The sequence below is a fragment of the Nitrospira sp. genome, from assembly GCA_016788885.1.
Classification (GTDB): Bacteria; Nitrospirota; Nitrospiria; order Nitrospirales; family Nitrospiraceae; genus Nitrospira_A.
On sequence record JAEURX010000043.1, the window covers coordinates 36,059 to 54,470 of the forward strand.

General features: G+C 59.5%; 15 protein-coding genes. 2 read left to right on the forward strand and 13 right to left on the reverse strand.

The window, feature by feature from the left end; genetic code table 11:
* Positions 1–131: 131 nt before the first annotated feature.
* From gyrB to JNL86_11950, 7 genes are all read right to left on the reverse strand, one after another.
* On the reverse strand, positions 132–2,606 hold the full coding sequence (gyrB, locus tag JNL86_11920; GenBank protein ID MBL8043614.1) for a DNA topoisomerase (ATP-hydrolyzing) subunit B: 2,475 nt from the start codon (positions 2,604–2,606) through the stop codon (positions 132–134).
* A gap of 153 nt (positions 2,607–2,759) precedes the next feature.
* Positions 2,760–3,890, reverse strand: coding sequence for a DNA polymerase III subunit beta (gene dnaN / locus JNL86_11925; protein ID MBL8043615.1), 1,131 nt, complete (start codon positions 3,888–3,890; stop codon positions 2,760–2,762).
* A gap of 23 nt (positions 3,891–3,913) precedes the next feature.
* The gene (gene dnaA / locus JNL86_11930) at positions 3,914–5,248 is read right to left on the reverse strand and encodes a chromosomal replication initiator protein DnaA (protein MBL8043616.1); all 1,335 of its coding nucleotides are present in this window, start codon (positions 5,246–5,248) and stop codon (positions 3,914–3,916) included.
* Positions 5,249–5,604: 356 nt separating this feature from the next.
* Complete coding sequence (locus tag JNL86_11935; protein ID MBL8043617.1) at positions 5,605–5,877, reverse strand: hypothetical protein; 273 nt, start codon at positions 5,875–5,877, stop codon at positions 5,605–5,607.
* Positions 5,878–5,892: 15 nt separating this feature from the next.
* On the reverse strand, positions 5,893–6,243 hold the full coding sequence (locus JNL86_11940; GenBank protein MBL8043618.1) for a DsrE family protein: 351 nt from the start codon (positions 6,241–6,243) through the stop codon (positions 5,893–5,895).
* Positions 6,244–6,265: 22 nt separating this feature from the next.
* Positions 6,266–6,586, reverse strand: coding sequence for a DsrE family protein (locus JNL86_11945; protein MBL8043619.1), 321 nt, complete (start codon positions 6,584–6,586; stop codon positions 6,266–6,268).
* 97 nt (positions 6,587–6,683) lie between these two features.
* Complete coding sequence (locus JNL86_11950) at positions 6,684–7,961, reverse strand: histidine--tRNA ligase (GenBank protein MBL8043620.1); 1,278 nt, start codon at positions 7,959–7,961, stop codon at positions 6,684–6,686.
* A gap of 211 nt (positions 7,962–8,172) precedes the next feature.
* Here JNL86_11950 and JNL86_11955 point away from each other — a divergent pair, with 211 nt between their 5' ends.
* Together JNL86_11955 and JNL86_11960 are read left to right on the forward strand one after the other, a co-directional pair.
* Positions 8,173–9,654 carry an FAD-dependent thymidylate synthase gene (locus tag JNL86_11955; protein ID MBL8043621.1) on the forward strand — a complete coding sequence of 494 codons (1,482 nt, stop codon included), beginning with the start codon at positions 8,173–8,175 and terminating at the stop codon, positions 9,652–9,654.
* Positions 9,655–9,671: 17 nt separating this feature from the next.
* Entirely contained in the window at positions 9,672–10,709 is a 1,038-nt protein-coding gene (locus JNL86_11960) for a tetratricopeptide repeat protein (protein ID MBL8043622.1), read from the forward strand.
* 11 nt (positions 10,710–10,720) lie between these two features.
* Here JNL86_11960 and JNL86_11965 read toward each other — a convergent pair whose 3' ends face one another.
* The 6 genes from JNL86_11965 to JNL86_11990 form a co-directional block, all read right to left on the reverse strand.
* Complete coding sequence (locus JNL86_11965) at positions 10,721–11,014, reverse strand: hypothetical protein (GenBank protein MBL8043623.1); 294 nt, start codon at positions 11,012–11,014, stop codon at positions 10,721–10,723.
* A 76-nt stretch (positions 11,015–11,090) separates the two neighbouring features.
* Positions 11,091–12,698, reverse strand: coding sequence for a hypothetical protein (locus JNL86_11970; GenBank protein MBL8043624.1), 1,608 nt, complete (start codon positions 12,696–12,698; stop codon positions 11,091–11,093).
* Between the two features lie 318 nt (positions 12,699–13,016).
* Positions 13,017–13,286, reverse strand: coding sequence for a hypothetical protein (locus JNL86_11975; GenBank protein ID MBL8043625.1), 270 nt, complete (start codon positions 13,284–13,286; stop codon positions 13,017–13,019).
* 117 nt (positions 13,287–13,403) lie between these two features.
* Positions 13,404–13,745, reverse strand: a complete 342-nt coding sequence (locus tag JNL86_11980; GenBank protein MBL8043626.1) for a DUF190 domain-containing protein — start codon at positions 13,743–13,745, stop codon at positions 13,404–13,406.
* Between the two features lie 54 nt (positions 13,746–13,799).
* Positions 13,800–17,066 (reverse strand): DUF2309 domain-containing protein, encoded by a 3,267-nt coding sequence (locus JNL86_11985; GenBank protein ID MBL8043627.1) that lies wholly within the window; start codon positions 17,064–17,066, stop codon positions 13,800–13,802.
* The gene (locus tag JNL86_11990) at positions 17,054–18,346 is read right to left on the reverse strand and encodes a hypothetical protein (GenBank protein ID MBL8043628.1); all 1,293 of its coding nucleotides are present in this window, start codon (positions 18,344–18,346) and stop codon (positions 17,054–17,056) included. Before JNL86_11990 ends, JNL86_11985 begins: the two co-directional genes overlap by 13 nt.
* Positions 18,347–18,412: the final 66 nt, after the last annotated feature.

Sequence of the window (18,412 nt, forward strand, 5' to 3'; positions counted from 1 at the left end):
GGCTCGAGAGGTCCTCAACGTACCCTGAGGGTACGTCTCCGGTCCTGTCTTGCCAGCGGCCTTGCCGAAGCGCCGTTTTGAGCATCCTCTGAATTCACAAAACCAACGTGTCGGCTTCGGTGCCAGTCCTGCTAGACATCCAGATTCCGGACTTCCAGCGCATGTTGCTGAATAAAGTTACGCCGGGGCTCCACTTCATCGCCCATCAGAATCGTGAAAATTTCATCGACGCCGGTCATATCTTCGAGATTCACTCGCAGCAAGGTCCGCTTTTCGGGATCCATGGTGGTTTCCCACAGCTGGCCCGGATTCATTTCGCCCAGACCTTTATACCGCTGGATGTTCAACCCCTGTTTGCCCTCCTCCAGGATGGCCTGCACCAGTTCGGCCGACCCGTTCTTGAGGACCTCGGCCTCTTTGATCTTGATCTTGTACGGAGGTTTCCCCAACCCGATGGCCGAGGGGGCCTGTTTTTGCAATTCACGGAAGTCGGCCGATCCGACTAGTTCGTGCGTCACCTGCAACTCATACGCGATCCCGCCCGTGGCCACCTTGCAGGCCAGCTTGCTCGATTGATGTTCTTCGTCCTCCAGAATGTCGATCGTCGGCTCGGCCTTCGGATACACCAGTGCCAGCGTGGCTTTCACATGGTCCACGACCGTCCGCAGCGAGGCCGGATCCTTCAACACCTCGCGTGTCAAACCCGGCTCATCGACGAATGCTCGCAGCATGTTGGCTTCATGATGCTTCTTGTTGACCTTGTGAAGCAGGCTTTCGAAAGCGATCAGCTTTTTGAGAATCGGCAACAACCGGCGACCGGTGACAAATTCCCGGCCGTTCTCGAGAGCGACTTCCACCCCTTCGACGGCGAGATCCGCGAGATATTCATTCATCGCAGGCTCGTCCTTGAGATACCGTTCGGTCTTGCCTTTTTTCACCTTAAACAGAGGAGGCTGGGCGATATAAATGTAGCCGCGCTCCAACAGCTCGGGCATCTGGCGGAAGAAGAAGGTGAGCAGCAGCGTGCGGATGTGACTGCCGTCTACATCGGCGTCGGTCATGAGCACGATCTTGTGATACCGCGTCCGCGCGATGTCGAACGCATCCTTGTCCGCCTTGTCGCCATCTTCCTTTTTTCGACCGATGCCTGTGCCAAGCGCCAGAATCAGCGTGCGGATTTCATCGCTGCTGAGCATCTTGTCGAAGCGGGCCTTTTCGACATTGAGGATTTTTCCCTTGAGCGGGAGGATAGCCTGGAATTTCCGATCGCGACCCTGTTTGGCCGAACCACCGGCGGAATCTCCCTCGACGATGAACAACTCACTCAACGCCGGATCTTTTTCGGAACAGTCGGCCAGCTTGCCGGGTAAGGATCCACCATCCAGAGCGCTTTTTCGCCGGATGAGATCTTTCGCTTTTCGCGCGGCTTCCCGAGCGCGCGCGGCATCGATGGCTTTGCCGATGATTTTGCGGGCGACAGGTGGATTCTCTTCGAAGTAGGTACCCAGTGCGTCGTTGACCGCGGCCTCAACGATGCCCTTCACTTCGCTATTGCCGAGTTTCGCCTTGGTCTGTCCCTCGAATTGCGGGTTTCGCACTTTCACGCTGACGACCGCGGTCAGGCCTTCCCGCACGTCGTCCCCGCTCAGCGATTCCGTATCCTTCTTGAGAAGATCATTGGCGTTGGCGTAACTGTTGATCGTGCGGGTCAACGCGGCTTTGAAGCCCACCAGATGGGTGCCGCCTTCTTTGGTGTTGATGTTGTTCGCGAAGGAGAAGAGATTTTCGGCATACCCGTCGTTGTATTGCAATGCCACTTCGAGGATGAGATCGGCCCGTTCCGTCTGCACGTAAATGGGTTTGTGCAACGGCGTTTTGGCTTCATTGAGGTGATCGACGAAGGAGACGATGCCGCCTTTGTAATGGAAGACCTGTTCCTTTTCCTTGCGGTCGTCTTTGAGCGTGATCGCCAGGCCTTTGTTGAGAAAGGCCAGCTCCCGGAGCCGCTGCGCCAGGACATCGAAGCTGAACTCCAGCGTTTCGAATATCTGGCCGTCGGGCTTGAAACGGACCTTGGTGCCGCGGCGTTTGGTTTTGCCGGTGACGGCCAATGGCGCCTGGGGCTTTCCGCGCTCGTAGCGTTGCTCGAACACCTGGCCGTCCTGCCAGATTTCCAGCTCCAGCCATTCGGACAACGCGTTGACGACCGAGATGCCGACACCATGCAGACCGCCGGACACCGTATAGGCGCCCTGTTCAAATTTGCCGCCCGCATGCAGGACGGTGAGCGCCACTTCCGCAGCAGATTTCTTTTGTGTGGAATGCATGCCGGTGGGAATGCCGCGTCCGTTATCGACGACCGTGACGCTGCCGTCGATATGGATCGTGACCTCAATGGCTTCCCCGAAGCCGGCCATATGTTCGTCGACGCTGTTGTCCACGACTTCGTAGACGAGATGGTGCAACCCGTCCACGCCCGTGCTGCCGATGTACATCGCGGGTCGTTTGCGGACGGCATCGAGGCCTTCGAGTACTTTGATTTGATCCGCGCTGTAACTGTCGGATTTCGGCTTGACAGAATTGTCCTGCTGGTCGTCCTTGGCCATTCAGCTCCTAACAGAATTCTGCACGGGTCCGCCGGCGGCGGGCTCGCACGATGCGAGCCCTCAACCCGCCCCATGGGTACGTCCCGGACCCGCGCGCATTGGGGCCCAGCCGGACGGGCATGTCGAGCATCCCGTACAAAGGCATGTGGGTTATCAAATCTTGATCGGCATCACGACGCATTTGAAACCCGGACTCTCTGCCTCCTGAATCAGGCAGGGGCTCAATGCGGTATCCATCTGCAACGAGACCGACTCTCCATCCATGACGCTCAGGGCGTCCAGGAGGTAGCGGGCGTTGAAGCCGGTATGGAGCGCCTCACCCTCGTAACGCGCCGCCAATTCCTCCGTCGCCTCCCCATAATCCGGATTACTGGAGAACAAGGTCATCCCACCCGGCGCGAAGGAGAGCTTCACGGCATTGGCCTTGTCCTTCGACAGCACCGACACCCGGCGCAGGGCGCTCTCCAACAATCCTCGATTGACCACAATCCGCTTGCCGCTTTCCTTGGGAACCACCTGCTGATAGTTCGGATAGTTCCCTTCCATCAGTCGAGAAGTCAGCAGCAGCCCGCTCTTGCGGAAAATCATGAGATTCTTCGTGAACCCGATCAGCGGTTCCTCGTCGCCGCCTTCTTCGAGCAGGCGCCGTATTTCCTGAGCCGCTTTCTTGGGGATGATGGCCTTGATGTCCTGAGCCAGCGGCTTCGCGTTCGGGCTTCCGACCTCACGTTCCGCAACGGCCAAACGGTGGCCATCGGTACCGACCAGGCGCAACAGCGTCGTCTTCTTGTCGGTCGTCGACAGACTGACGAGCAGGCCGTTCAGGATGTAGCGGGCGTCATTGTCACCGGCGGCAAACAGTGTCTTACGGATCAATTCCAGCAGTCCCGCCCCGGCCAACGGCGTCAGCCCTTCGCGTTCAATGGATGGCAGCGCGGGATAATCACCGCTCGGCAGGCCGACGACCTTGAACTGGCTCTTGCCCGACTGAATCGTGGTCCAATTGTTGTCCCCCGAAGTCAGCTCGATCTCGCCGCTGGGCAATTCCTTGATGATCTCGTACAACTTGCGAGCCGAAATAGTCACACCACCGGCTTCTAACACGGACGCCTTGTAGAGCCCGCGCATGCCGAGTTCCAAATCCGTGGCGACGATTTCCGCCCCGTCGTGCTTGGCTTCCAACAGAATATTCGAGAGGATGGGCATGGTGTTCCGTTTTTCCACGACACCCTGCACGCGCTGCAGGCCCGTCAACAATTCCTCTCGTCCGATGCGTACCTTCATGGTCGATCTCCCTCAGAGAGCCGTCACGCCCTCAAAATCTGTTCTTTCAGGCCCTCCAGCGTGGTATGCAAGGCGCTGTCGGATTCCTTCGCTTTGCTGATCTGTCGGCAAGCGTGAATGATCGTGGTGTGGTCCTTCCCCCCGAACTGGCGGCCGATTTCCGGAAATGACGCATCCGTCAACTCCCGGCAGAGATACATCGCGATCTGACGGGGGTGGACCAGCGTTTTACTCCGGCGGCGCGATTTCAGGTCGGCAATCTTCACGTGGTATTTCGACCCCACCGCTTCCTGGATATCTTCGATCGACACAATCTTCTTCTTATCACCGATGAGATCGCGCAAGACGTTTTTCGCCATCTCTAGGGTGATCGCCTGCCCCGTGAGTGAGGAGTAGGCCCCGACCCGCACCAGGGATCCTTCCAGCTCACGGATGTTGTTTTTCATCGTTGTGGCGAGAAAGTGGATCACCTCTTCGGGCAGCGCAATCCGCTCATCTTCAGACTTTTTCCGCAAAATCGCGATACGCGTCTCGACATCCGGCGGCTGCAGATCCGCAATAAGCCCCCACTCGAACCGGGAGCGGAGCCGCTCCTCGATATCAGGCATGTCTTTCGGGAATCGGTCGCTGGAGAGGACAATCTGCTTCCTGGCCTCATACAGCGTATTGAAGGTGTGAAAGAATTCTTCTTGGGTGCGTTCCTTTCCGGCCAGGAACTGAATATCGTCGATCATCAACATGTCGACATTGCGGTATCGTTTCCGCAGATCGATCATCTTGTCGTACCGGATCGAATTGATGACTTCGTTGGTGAACTGTTCCGTGGTCAGGTACGCGATACGAAGATCGCTCCGCTCAGCCAGATAGTTCCCGATCGCATTCAATAGGTGTGTTTTACCTAGTCCCACTCCGCCATACAGGAACAGCGGGTTGTAGGCTTTGGCCGGTTGTTCAGCCACCGCCATACAGGCCGCATGGGCGAATTGGTTTCCGGCCCCGACGACGAAACTCTTGAACGTATACTTGGGATTAAGCTGCACGCCGCGCTTTGATCGCGACGCCACGAAGCCGCGCCCGCCCGTCTCCGCAGAGGAAGGCTCCGGCTGCACAGCGGGGGGAGCCTGCTTGTTGTTGATCACGAAGGACACATCCATACGACCGCCACCCTGCGCTGCAGAGACCGCCTCCGCCAACAAGTCGTGATAGTGCTCGCCCAGCCACTCGCCGAAGAACTTGTTCGGCACGGCAAGATAGGCCGTCGTGTCCTCGACTCGATCGAGAACGACCGGTGTGAACCAGGTTTCATAGACCTGCTTCGGCACCTTCTCCTGAATGTAGACTAGGGCGTCATCCCACATCTGATTCATCTTTTCATTTCAATAACTTATAAATGTTCACAGGCTTATCAACAGGTGTGGACAATTCCATGGATCGCCGCCACAGTCCTGATCGCGCGAGGAGAATTTTTCATTCCTTCTTGTGGACATCCCAACACCGGGCCGACCATCGTCAATCTCCTACACAGCGGCCCTCACGTTATCCCACAACACACCCTGCCTTATACACCATCTCATCAACATGGGCTAGGTTCTTCCATCGCCAACAGCCACGCGTCTTCTCCCGCTCATCCACAGAACTCACAAGACCTACTCCTACTCCGACGACTCCTAATTTTCTCTTTCTAGCGAAGATATATAAGAGAAGAGTCGTTAGGTTAGAGCACAATGGTTCTTTCATGTTCGGCAATCAACGTCACGAGGTCTCGATACGAAATACAATTCTTGGACTCAGACTGCACGGAAGGATTCGAGCCTTGGGACAGGACATAGACCGGACCGGGAAAGGCCGGTACCGAAGCCACAGCTTGTTCGAGGAGAACCAGTGACGCAGTTCCGGCCACGTCGACTTCTTCGACTGACGGTAACAGAGACTGATTCGAATCGCGAATAGGTTGTCTTAATAAATATAAGGTCTTACGAGCGGCCATGTGTATTCCCTCTCACTAAAAGACCAAGACTCGCTCGGCTCTCGTCATAGCTTGGCGTGCCAGGTCCAGTGTGCCTTCCGTGGCAGCAAATCCATCCTGCAATGCCGGTTGTGGCCCGGCGGCATGTACGAGAAGAAAGGGAATCTGGAGATGTTCGAACGAGGGCAGGTATTTTTCAAGGATGTCGATATCGACAATTTCATCCGTATCCTCGGCCAAGAGCTGAACGGCCGGACCCATCAGGACTACGGTGATGGGATTCTCGCCTGCGGCCAATCCGAGGGCGATCCGAAGTGCCTCGACGGGAAGGGCAGAGGTTCGCGGGTCCTGCCGAATGATCAACACGATGGAAGCTGTGGGGGGCACAGTCAGATCCTCAGGAACGTGGTTACGTGAACGCGAGGAAACGGTCGCAACCGTTTACAATATTTGAGAGCACCACCAACCCGCACAGGGAAATCCGGGGGTCCAACTGATCCGTCGAGACCCCATGTTGCTGACACCCGTAGGCACAGACGAAGAGTTTCATGCCGCGTCCGACGAGGTCGCTATACCGCGGGTCGCGAAGATTCTTCACCCCTTCATCGATACAATAGAGATACACATCGTGACCCTGAGCCATGGCTTCGGATGACACTTGTGCCACAGTCTCCACACTAGGGTGAGATGGGGGTGTGGATAATAGGATCCCGATCTTTTTGACGCTCATACGAATTCGTCTGTGGAAAAACTTTAGGAGTGCTTAAGAATCAACAGTTTATATATATAAAAGTGAAAGCGGAGCGTACGAATTTTAGGCAGGAAAGTCAACTGGAAAAAGGCGCCGATTCCGGTGTACGGAGTCGGCCCTGCAGGGAGGAAACCAGGTCTCGAAGAGGCAAATCTTCTTGTGCCTTTGTCTGCATGTTGCGCAGGGTGGCGGTCCCCTTCTCAATTTCGTCGTCACCAAGCAGGATGGTATAGAGGGCGCCGAGACGGTCTGCCTGGCGCAAATGGGCTTTCAGTGACGTCGAACGAAAATCCATGTCGGCGGGGACCCCGGCTTGCCGGAGTTCATCGAGGAGTGCACATCCGACGTCGACGGCTTTGGTGCCGAAGGCGGCCACGTAGATCCGTGGAGCCGAGGGGACAATCACGGCGTCCGGCATCATCAAGGCAATTCGTTCAAGGCCCACTGCAAATCCAACAGCCGGAACGGCGGGACCGCCGAGTTGTTCGACAAGGCCGTCATACCGTCCGCCGGCCCCGACGGCATTTTGTGCGCCCAAATGCGAGCAGGTGACCTCGAAGGCCGTCAGGCAGTAATAATCGAGGCCGCGAACGAGGCGAGGATTCAGGTCGAACGGAATACCGACTGACTGAAGGCCCGCTGTGACACATGCAAAATGGTCGCGCGCTGCCGGAGAAAGGGAATCGGCCAGGCGAGGTGCGTCCTCCGTGGCGGATCGGCAGTCCGGGACCTTGCAGTCGAGCACGCGCAGCGGATTCCCCTCGATCCGGCGCTGACAGTTCGCACAGAGGCGAGTCTCCACGCTCTTCAGAAACGCCACGAGGAGAGGTTTGTAGCGCGCCCGATCGTCGGAATATCCAAGATTATTGATTTCGAGGGTCAGCCCGGGCAGAGACAGATCGGACAAGAGACGCCAGAGTAGGGATATGACCTCAACGTCGGCGCGCGGGTTAGCGATGCCGAAGGATTCCACCCCAAATTGATGAAACTGCCTGAGCCGGCCGGCCTGGGGCCGCTCGTGTCGAAACATGGGACCGGTGTAATAGAATTTCTGCGGCCTGGGATCAGCTGCGCGATTATGTTCGATGAACGCGCGAACCGTGCCGGCCGTGCCTTCCGGGCGGAGGGTCAGGGAGGACCCGTCGCGGTCGGCGAACGTATACATTTCTTTTTCAACGATGTCCGTGGTGGCGCCGATGCTCCGCGCAAACAACGTCGTCGTTTCGAAAATCGGGACCCGAATCTCCTGAAACCCGTAGCGCTGGGCCCAACGCCGCCCCGTGTCCTCGATAAACCGCCAGCGAGGAGACTCTTCCGGCAGCAGATCTTTAACGCCTTTGATCGCTTTAATCATCACGCTGGTGGGCACTTCCCGGTCATTCGTGCGGGACTATAACGGCGGGCTTGCGGGCAAGTCAACGCGGTCGGCAGCTTCATCTCGCGAGAGACGGTGCTGTTGCACCGTCTTTGCCGCGGGCGTATAGTGCCCTCTTTGTAAAAAATGGCATGGTGCCGCCGCGTCAGTACGTTCGCCGCATACGCCACGCACTCCATACTGCAAACCTATGACGACTCCATCCCGCCGCGTGATCGCTCTGGCTCCGATGCCACCGGAGAAGTCCGCCTATGCCTTGGCGCGCTACAGTCGGTCTCCGGACTCCATTGAAGAGAGCCTCAAGTGGGTCCACGGCCATTCATCTGAAAAATTCTGGGAACAGTTTTATTTCGACTACGGTCATGGTTCGATTGCGGATCTCGGCCACGTCATTATCTGTTTTGAACAGATTTCGGAGTTGGCCGCGATTCGGTTGGAAGACGAACAAGTCTGGGACGGCCAGGCCAAGTCGAGTCGGTATCAAAACTTCGCCTCCTCCAGCTGGTATGTGCCGGACACCATTCGAGGGCAAGAGACGGAGGCGGTCTATCTGGGCATTCTTCGGGGACTGTCGACGGTCTACCGCGCCCTGCATGATCCGTTGAGCCAATTCCTCACCGAACAGGAACCTCGCCCAGATAACATGACTCCCTCGGCATATCAGCGGGCCATCGCCGCACGGGCATTCGACGTCACTCGGTACTTGCTGCCCTTGGCGGCGCAAACTAATGTCGGCCAGGTGGTCAGCATTCGGACGCTCGAAAAACAGATCACCCGTTTCTTGTCGTCGCAGATTCCCGAACTTCGTCAGATCGGGGAGGATTTACAGGATGCCTGTCGAAAGCCGCCCGTGAATGTGTGGGGAGAGCTGTGCGGTCAGTCGGCCGGTGCCGGGGAAGCGATGGCCCCGACGCTGGCGCGATATGCGAAACCGAATGTCTATCAGGCCGAGGTCTATAGTGACCTGGCCCGCTATGCGAAGGATGCGCTCAAGGGCACGGGATTGGACCAACCCTCTGCCTGGGGAGCCGCAGAGCCGGTCGATTTGATTGAGCCGCATGATCCGCTGGATGAGGTGGTCACGACGCTGCTCTATCGCGCCTCGCAAGCCCCCTATCGGAAGATCCTCGCGGTGGTTCGTGACTGGACGGAGAAGCAAAAGCAGGACACTCTGGAAGTCGCCTTTCGCAAACGCGGCCCGTACGACGAATTGATCAAGGAATTCCGGAGCGGGTACGCATTGATCTTCGACGTGATGATGGATATCGGCGGCTGGCGCGACATGCACCGGCACCGGCGCTGTCAGCAGGTGCAGCAAAATTTCACCACGGTGCATGGCTTCGACACTCCACCCATGCTGATCGATGCCGGCCTTGAGCGGGAGTACCGCGAGGCGATGGGGCATGTGAAGGCAGATATCGAACAGTTGCGGAAGTCGAGCCAGGAAGCCGCGCTCTACGCTATTCCCTTTGGTTTCTCCGTGCGCTGTCTGTTCAAGATGGACTTCGCTGAGGCGGAATACATCGCCAAATTACGATCCGGGGTGAAGGGGCACTGGTCCTATCGTACCATCGCCTGGCGCATGAAAGAAAAAGTTACCGCACGGTATCCCGTGCTCGGCGCGCGCATGCAGGCGACTCCGCCCGACGTGCAGGATGCGTTGACGCGGTGACCGGCGACCAACCTGTTATGCACCAACATCAGCACAAGATTGACACAGCGCTCCTGGCGGGGGATTGGGACCGCTTCGGGTATGAAGCGGGAGTGTGGGTCCGAACGGTGGAGGCGGCTGGAGAAAAGGATCCTTGCCCGTACTTTGCCCTCAACGTCACGCATCTGCTACGCGGGGAGTTTGCGGATGCCTGGCGGGTCCATGCCCATGCGTTACAGGAAACTGCCGACATCGACAGGGTGGGGGGCTGGCTTGCAGCGATTCTGAAACAGCATCCCGACAATGCGCATGTCAACCTGGTGCAGGGGATGTTCCTCGCGCAGTCCGGTCAGTCCGAACAATCGGTGGTGTTTTACAAAGAAGCGGCGAAGCTTGCGCCTCAGTCAGCCTATCCCCATTACTTTCTGGCTCAGATCCATGAGCGGGCGGCGCATCTGGAAATGGCGATCAAAGAGTATCGCGAGGCGGTGAAACTCGACCCCTCATTTGCCGCGGCGCGCACCAATCTCGGTGTGGCCTACCAGGAACAGGGACGGCTTGAAATGGCCATTCCGCAATATCGCGAAGTGATCAAGCTCAATCCCAACGACGCCGTGGCCCATGCGAATCTCGGTTGTGCGCTGGCAGAGCAAGGGAAGGTGGAACCGGCGCTGCAATCGTACAAAGAGGCCCTACGACTCAATCCGAACGATGCCGAAATTCACTTTGCGCTCGGCGGTGTGTATGAAACCAAAGGCCGCATGGATCTCGCCATGAAAGAGTATCGCGCTGCCACGGAGGCCAATCCGGATCTGGCCCCCGCCCATACCGCACTCGGCTGGTTGTTGATGGAGCAATCCCGCCCGACGGAGGCCATGGATGCTTTCAATCGCGCCGTGAAAGCCAACCCCGAGGAAGCTCAGGCGCTCTACGGCATCGGCAGAATCTATGCTGCCAAGGGCAAACGGGAAAGCGCCGCCGAAAACTTCTCCAAAGCCATTCGCTTCGAAAAAGATCCCGCCAAGAAAAACGCCATCATGAATGCCCTGCTCTCCAGCGGCCAGGTTGGAGATTGACGGGTAGTTCGTTAGGGAGCCAGTGACCGGACCAACGCTCTCAGGGGCGCCAACTCGGGCGACTCGTGATCTGGAAACTCGACGGTGTGACGGCGTGCGCCGTCGGTGACGGTGATTCGAAGCTGAAAGAGGTCTGCGCCCGTGATCTCGCCGCCAAGCGCCGTCGGGAGACCAAAGAACCCTGCGTTCCCCACCAGCTCCTCGATGCGCCGCGCTTCCGCAGGCGGCAGCTGCGCCGTATCGACCGAGGCCAGTTCTTCTTGAAGCCCCGCGAACCCGCCGGTTCGCTGAATCGCGATCTTCATCTCTTATCCTCGGCAGGGGCGCGACGGCGGCTCGGGATGCGATGTGACTGCCCGAGCCGCCAGGACGCTGCTGCAGTTACCGATGGGAGGGCTTCACCCGACCATTGTCGCTGAACAGGCTTCGAAGGTCCTCCAGATCATCCTCGAACACACGGTCACCCTGATTGTATTCAGGCAGCTGCATGGTTCCGCAACAGCCGCGCCGGTCTTGGGCGACTCCGAGTTCTTCCGCAAACGCGGGCAGGAGCTTCATACCGACCTTGTGGTCAGCCGTGAGCGGAGTCGGCGAGACGACCACCTCCCGCACCGTGAATCGGTTCCGAATGAAGTTTCGGTACTGTACCGGCTTGCCGTCCGTGTGCGCAATGGTCAGCATCTGATTGGCGATGTCTGCGAACGTCGCATTCGCGGCCGGGGCGGCGGCGATGGCTCGCACGATCAGGCCAAACAGATACTCTCCGACCTCGAGCAGCACCCTGGCGTCGTCCCGCAGCCCGGGTTTTCGCTCGAATGCAAACATATCGGCGAGGACATCGTAGATTCCTCCGGTAAACACCTGTGACAGATCGTGCACCTCGTTCGTGACCTCGCTGAGCTTGAGATCGTTGTCCGCATTGCGCAGGCCGTTGGGGCGGCCCAGTGCAAGGCCGAACTCTTCCGCCATGTCGGCCAGGAAGGTCTTGTCATGCAAGTTGGCCTTGGTCTGCGCAATCACCGCCTCAACCTGGTCGAGCTGTGAGAGCGTCAGAAAGATCGCGCAGAGGTCACCGAACGATTCATGCAATCCGCCGGTTTGCGGCTGGTTGCTGGGGTCGAGCCAGCCCGGTTTCAAGCCATCCAGGATGGCATGTCCGGTTTCGTGCGCGACGATATCGAACGAGCGGCAGGTGAACACCTGCGGGGTTCCTGGAGGACTCCCTGGTTTGGTGAAGAAGAAGAATTTCAACGCCTTGAGATTGCGACTGTAGAAGGCGTTTGGGGTGACGCCGGCGCGGGGGAAGACGCTGATCGCATCCGTGTTGGAGGCGCTGTTCCATTGCCATGGCGCCACGGCCCCGCCGCGGGCCCGTTGGGCAAGGGTCAGCATCTGCCGCACGACGGCAAACGTATGGACCGCATCGAACTCCTGCGTTCCGGGCGTCTCAATATAATCCGCCATGGCGTTTGGTGAGACGAGGGGCAGGCCCTGAATGGAGATACGACTGTCTTTCGGCCCCGCCAGCATCAAGCCGGGAAGAAAGGCTTTGCGAATCCCGATTTCACTGACCGAGGGATCCTGCTTCCACATCAGGACGCGGGAGCCGATGATCCGAGGAATAGGAATGGGGATCGGGATCACCACTCGGCCGGCTTCGCGTTCGGGGATGATGCGAATGGCCGGACGGCTGGCGACGCCGGTGGTCGCACGCAACAATTTGCGATGCTGCCGGTATTCACGTGTCGGGGTGGGAATATACCCGATGGGAACCGTCATGCTGGCCGAAGGGCTGCCCGCTTGGTCGGTGGTCGGTCTCATGGTAGCCGTCGGACCTTCGATGATCTCCTGAAGCATGGCTCGTACCCTTGTCCTTTCTGAGTCGATGGCGGCCGCGCTGGCCTCTCGATCCTGAGCACCGACTCGATGTGGGGGCGACTTTTTGTGTGTGAGCTGGTTGGTTCGTCCGCTGGATGACGTCGTGGACATACGACTCACCTCCTTTCTCTCCCAAGAAGAAAAGGCAAGTGCCGTACCCTCTCGAAGAGCGAGTCCACGCTGGACGTGCGCTGAGGTGAGTTTCGAGATTTCAGGTGGTTGACAATGGTGGCATTGTTACCTCATTTCTACCTAGGTGTATCTCAGTGGATACAGGTAGGTGTTCGGCGTATCGAATCCCGTACAGGGTCCGCGCTCCGTGAGATGATGCTGACCGGTCGGAGAGCCTGAGGAAGGATGCGACGAACAAGGCTCACGCACGCGTCGAGCGCGAGTGAATGGAACGATGTGCAACGATGAGGAGGAGGTCTAGAGTTCCCGGATGGCGCCCTGCAGAACGGTCATCTGAGTCATGGGATCGCCGGAGGCTTGGAGCTCCGCGCGGATCTGTTCTTTGAGGTAGTTGGTGTACCCGATTTTGTCGATGAGCAGGTCGAGGAAACGTTCGGAGGACAACAGGCTTTGCGCCTTCAGTTCGTCGATGGTCTCGTCGCTCACCGGCACATAGCTGCTGCCGATGTGGAAAATGATGTTGTAGTGGCGATCCCGCCCGAGCCGTTCGAACCGTAATCCCTTCACGTGCCGTCCTTCCTCTTACAAGCCAACGGGGGCACATTGTAGACAATCATCGGGGAGAAGACAAGGTCGGCGTCCCCATGGGAAGGCATGCCGGGGCTCCGTTTCGCACCGTCGGACTCAGGACTTCGCGCTTTTTTTGCCGAAGTAGTCACGCCGGCTGACGGCCACATCCGACACGAACATCACGCCTGAATGGCGGTCGAACAACGGCCGGAGTCCGGCCAGCACCGGCTCCACTTTCTCCTCCGGTACCACGGCCATGATCATGATCAGACTCTCCTGCTCGCTGAACATGAAATGGGCCTCGCGCACGCCGTGATGGCCCTTACCCGAGATGTTGCCGATGATGGTGTAGCCGGTCGCTTCCACCTTGTCCAGCAACTCCGTGACAAACGGCCGATGCTCCCCGGATACAATGACGCGAATTTCTTTCATGGGATGCAACGTGAGTGCGGCCATCTCTCCACTCCTTTGAAAAAGATCCTGCGAGTTCGTGCTGATGCCATCTGTGCGCTAGGCGTCGCCCGGATGCCTGACCCGACGCCAGACTCCCGACGGCATGTAGCGGTACCAACTTCCATCTTCAGGGTCCAGCGCGGCCAGATGGACCCATTCGTTGTGGTAGAAATGCTGCAAAATTTCATGCCGGGCGATGAGTTTTTCTATACGGGCCCGCGAGGCCTCTACCAGCGTCAGGAGACGCATGGGTTCATGGTAGGGGACCTCATCATTCATGACGGTCTGCCAGGCCAGACCGAGCCGGAGGTCGCTCCAGGGACCGGCCATGATGCCGATGCGTCCGACGACGTTGTGATAGATCTTACTCCCGCTTCCATAGACCTCGTTGTCGACGGCCGAGAAATAATGTTCCATGTTGATCCACTGCGCCACCACTTGCGGCGCAGTCAGGAGCACTTCCAGCCACCGGTCGGTCGGATCCTCCCGATAGTCGTAGGATTGCAAGAAGACACGCCCGCCGAGATTCAGCCCCTTCGTCAATTCGCGGCGGCCGATGATAAAGGTCGTGTTGCCGGAGAGGCCCCATTCCGGTCGTACCTGGCTCCAATCCGCACTGCGACCCGCCACATGCGCCGAGGCTTCGTTGAGGGCCAGCACCACACCGACGTCGGGGAAGCGTGTACAGCGCTCCTGACTGGTGAGTTGCGCGGCTTCGCGCAAATCGTCGTACAGGCGCGCGACATCTTTACGGTGGGTCGGGGGGGCGTCTTCGAGATCGAAGAGCTGCACCTCGTCGGTCGTGGTATCGACCTGCCCGGCAAGGAAGTGCGTGTCGGAGGGAATATCGATGCCGCGTTTCGCCAGCCGCTCGCGCACCGGTGGCCGATTGGCCATGGCGGCCAAGGCGCGCGCGTTCGGCTTCCCCTCGTTCCCGCCGCAGGCGCCGCAATCCAGCGCTGATTCGAAGGGATTGTTCTCCGTCGTGCTGCCGTGGGCGCAGAAGAGCACCAATCGCGCAAAATTCCGCACCAGTCCCATCATGCGCAAGGCGGTCTCGACGGTCAGCACCTGCTCTTCGAGCGTGAAGCCGGTACGGGTGATCCGCTCCTTCTGACGCGAAGCCGCGCGGCGGTTAATGCGGTAGTGCTTGCGTAAATCATTGAGGAACGCAGCCAGCTGCTCGGAGGACAGCTCGACTGCCTTGGCGGCATCGGTCAGGTATGGGTCCACCGGGGCGTCGTCATCCAGCGCCCGTCGTCGCAGGGCCTCCACGAACTCGGCTTCGACCCGGGAGCCATGCAGCCCGAGTTGGTCGCGCAAGGCTTTCCAGATTAAGGCACGCTGCTCGGAGACCACCATTTCCTCGGTTTCGGCCGGGGCCAGTTTATCCACGGTCAGGATGGTTGCGATCGGTGGGACGAACAATCGTCGCACCCAGGTCGTCAGGCGTTTGTACAGTGCGGGCACCAGCGTCTTGGCCATCATAGGAAGGGCATAGAACCAGCCGAGCGACTCCACCATCACGTAGGGAGTGACCACGTTTTCTTTCAGATCGTGCAACAAGGTGTGTCCGGCGTGGACGAGTTTGGCACGCGACTGGTGTTTAGAGATGTAATGATCCAGATAGCTCCGCGGAATCTCGCGCACTTCGTTCTTGGCGCGCATGATCACCGGGAATTGCTCGGTCTCATGTTCCTTGCCCCAGGCCCGGTAACGGATAAAGACGGCGAAGAAGCCGGCGAAACCGTAGGTGTCGTTGGCGCCCGTCGATTCGAGGTGGCGGCGGAACGGCTCGGACCGTACGTCGATGCAAAAAACCGTTTGCGAATGGGGCCGGACTGGTGGCCGGTGATCAGGGGCAGCCGGCTGCGGTTTGGTCGGCGCGCGCTGCAGCATGCCGAAGAGATGCTCGTGGTAGCCGGCCTCGAACGCCGTCAGCCAGACCGGGCCATGTGCCGATTCCGGAAACGTGTCGATCCAGTCCAGAAGTTGTCGTAGGGCCGGCAGCGGGGCGTCCATCAAGAGCGTCGGCACGAGTTCCAGCGCCTGGGCGAGCGTCAACAGGCGCCGAGCCATCCCCCGTTGCGCGGCTCGCTCACGCCGTGGGCCATACTCGATCTGGTAGTGATGGGTGAGCTGCTCCCATTCCCGCGCCAGCAGGGACGAGTTCTGCGGAGGCCCTGTTTGGGCGTGGAGTCGGGCGACCCGAGCGGCGTACGACGCCGGCAGCCGGCCGGCGACCCATTCCTTCCGCATGTAATACGCGTGGGGCTGTTGGTCCATGAAGCGCAGGATGGCGCGATAGGTGCCATCGATGCCCAACTCGCGCTGACAGACCTGCTGGACCAGTTCCCGCACATACCACAGCCGCACGGCCAGGAACTTCACCAGACCAACGGGATAGGCCTGCTGCCAGGCGTAGTCATTTTCTTCGGCCCGCCATTTGATGAAACCGGCCCATCCGGGCAGGGCCGCGAGCTGGAGGGACAGGTAGTCCTGTCTGAACTCCAGCGGGATCTCGAGTGCTTCGAGACACTCGAGCACGGTGTCTTCCGGATGCTCCGGGAGGGCGGCAATTTTCCGGCGGCTATCGTCGATGCCGCAGGTCATCCATTCTTTCCCGGCGGCGTGTTTCCATGCGGCATAGAGGCCCTGGCGCCGTTCGGGCATCGGCCAGGTGGCGTGGCCCTCGTCCAGGAATGCCTCGCACCATTTCACGAGTTCCCCGTTGATTTGGGCGACGATCGTGGACCCCACCGTCCGGTCGCACCAGCTCGTCAGTGTCAGATCCCGTCCGAGGGTGCTCACATCCTCACGGATGGTCGCGGCCATGAGGTCCTGCACGTTCGGCGTCGAGAAGGAGACGAGGCGTTCGGCCAGCGCGTCGATGGGCTCTTCGTCCGGCGCGCGTTCCATGAGCCGGTCGAGCGGTTCGTCGGTCGGATGGGAGAGGCCGTGGGTCAGGCAGGCCCGCAGGACTTCGCGATGAGCAATGCGGCAGGATCCGAGGTCGACTTCTTCAGGACGGGCCTGAGCGACCAGGGCGTCGTCGACGTGCCGGACCAGAATGCGTCCCGACTTCAAGTACCGGCGGTACATGTCGCCGGAGAGGTAGCCGTTCCCGCCCAAAAACTGCTTGCCGCGGCGAACCGTCTCGGTGAAGGGCAAATACTCCAAGCTGTGTAACGGATTGTGGTGGACGAACGTTCGCATGGGCCAGTACTGCGCGATGACCTCGCTGGCCAATCTGATCGTGCCCCGCAATTCCATGCGGCGGGCTTCAAGATCGGTCTGGTCTGGTGAGGAGATCAGCGGATCCATGTGTTCCCCTGTGAGGCAGTCGACACGGGAGGCGTCGGCGCGTTCGATTCGAACAACCGGGAAGGCGCGGTCCCGAGCACTAACAACAAGAAGAGCAACAGCACAAGCGACATGAACTCGGTCTGGCGGAGGTCTTCGTAACGGACTTCCAGGCGCGCTCGACCGAACACGAGTTGTTGCACCAGTTCAATCTGATACCACGAGGCCGTGAGCCACACGAGCATGATGATCGCGAAGGAGGCGGACGGCGTAAAGGTCGGCAGGAGCAGCATGCTCAAGAAGCCGGAAAATACGCCGAACGGCGGCATGCCCAGGGCTGCGAGCGCGAGCAGTGCGAGCAGCGTGCTGAAACGGGGCATGGGATAGGCCATGCCGCCGAGTGCTCGAAGATCGACGTCGCCGTACCGGGCTCGGATCGCGAACCAGGCCAGCAGCAGGCCGCTGGTGGCGAGCCCCACGGCGCTGAGATAGATCGTGGCCGGAATCGGCGCGGTTCCCGTATCGGCGACATACCACCAGAGCATGCCGAAGAAGGCCAGCGCGGCATAGGCCAGGCGCGGCAACGGTCGCGACTGAATCAATGCCCGCAGCGACCCGTAGACGGCACTCGCGAGGGCCAAAATCCCCAGGGTGCGGAGCACCGTGCCGGAGAGGGTCGGGAGAATGACCTGGAGATCGTGAAACCCGACCATGGGTAACAGCACGGCCAGGAACGCGGGGAGATTGCCCGGCAAGCCGCCCACCGTGGCGACGAAGCCGCTGTGGACCGGCAGCAGCGGGAAGAGCGTGGCGCAAGCCACCAGCGTGGCAATGTTCGAGGCCGGAGTGGGAAGCGTCAGGGCCAGGAGCGTCGCGATGAGGCCCAACGAGAATGACGAGAGTCCCCGCCAGGCGTCCGGTGCCGGATCGGGTTGATGCCGGTATAACAAAGCGGACAGGAGGATGAGCAACAGGAGCAGCAGGATGGCATGGGCGAGCCCCTGAGTGGTCAGGGTGCCCAGCCCCAGGCCCAGCAGAATGAGGGTCATGGGCCAGGCTGCACTTGTGTCGCGGTGCAGGGGCTGGCCGAGCAGCGACAGGCAGGCCGCCAGCGGCAGCAGGCAGAGAAAGGGCACGCCCGAGGCGGGTTCGCCCAGAACCAGAGCCGAGCCGATCACGGAGCAGAGGCTCGCCACAGTGGTCACCAGGGCAACCGTTTTCATCCGTGGAAGAGAGGCCTTCAAGAAAACGGAGAGCCCCGCGCCAAGGATCGGCAGAGCGAGCAGCAGCCACGGTGCCATCCAGGCTCGCATCACAACGGGCCTCCGACGACTACCCTCACACCCTGTCCGGGCGTGTTTGACAGG

Bases quoted from the DNA above. Each gene is read 5' to 3' on its own strand.
- gyrB (MBL8043614.1), bottom strand. From the start codon at position 2,606: ATGGCCAAGGACGACCAGCAGGACAATTCTGTCAAGCCGAAATCCGAC.
- dnaN (MBL8043615.1), bottom strand. From the start codon at position 3,890: ATGAAGGTACGCATCGGACGAGAGGAATTGTTGACGGGCCTGCAGCGC.
- dnaA (MBL8043616.1), bottom strand. From the start codon at position 5,248: ATGTGGGATGACGCCCTAGTCTACATTCAGGAGAAGGTGCCGAAGCAG.
- JNL86_11935 (MBL8043617.1), bottom strand. From the start codon at position 5,877: ATGGCCGCTCGTAAGACCTTATATTTATTAAGACAACCTATTCGCGAT.
- JNL86_11945 (MBL8043619.1), bottom strand. From the start codon at position 6,586: ATGAGCGTCAAAAAGATCGGGATCCTATTATCCACACCCCCATCTCAC.
- JNL86_11950 (MBL8043620.1), bottom strand. From the start codon at position 7,961: ATGATTAAAGCGATCAAAGGCGTTAAAGATCTGCTGCCGGAAGAGTCT.
- JNL86_11955 (MBL8043621.1), top strand. From the start codon at position 8,173: ATGACGACTCCATCCCGCCGCGTGATCGCTCTGGCTCCGATGCCACCG.
- JNL86_11960 (MBL8043622.1), top strand. From the start codon at position 9,672: ATGCACCAACATCAGCACAAGATTGACACAGCGCTCCTGGCGGGGGAT.
- JNL86_11965 (MBL8043623.1), bottom strand. From the start codon at position 11,014: ATGAAGATCGCGATTCAGCGAACCGGCGGGTTCGCGGGGCTTCAAGAA.
- JNL86_11970 (MBL8043624.1), bottom strand. From the start codon at position 12,698: ATGTCCACGACGTCATCCAGCGGACGAACCAACCAGCTCACACACAAA.
- JNL86_11980 (MBL8043626.1), bottom strand. From the start codon at position 13,745: ATGGCCGCACTCACGTTGCATCCCATGAAAGAAATTCGCGTCATTGTA.
- JNL86_11985 (MBL8043627.1), bottom strand. From the start codon at position 17,066: ATGGATCCGCTGATCTCCTCACCAGACCAGACCGATCTTGAAGCCCGC.
- JNL86_11990 (MBL8043628.1), bottom strand. From the start codon at position 18,346: ATGGCACCGTGGCTGCTGCTCGCTCTGCCGATCCTTGGCGCGGGGCTC.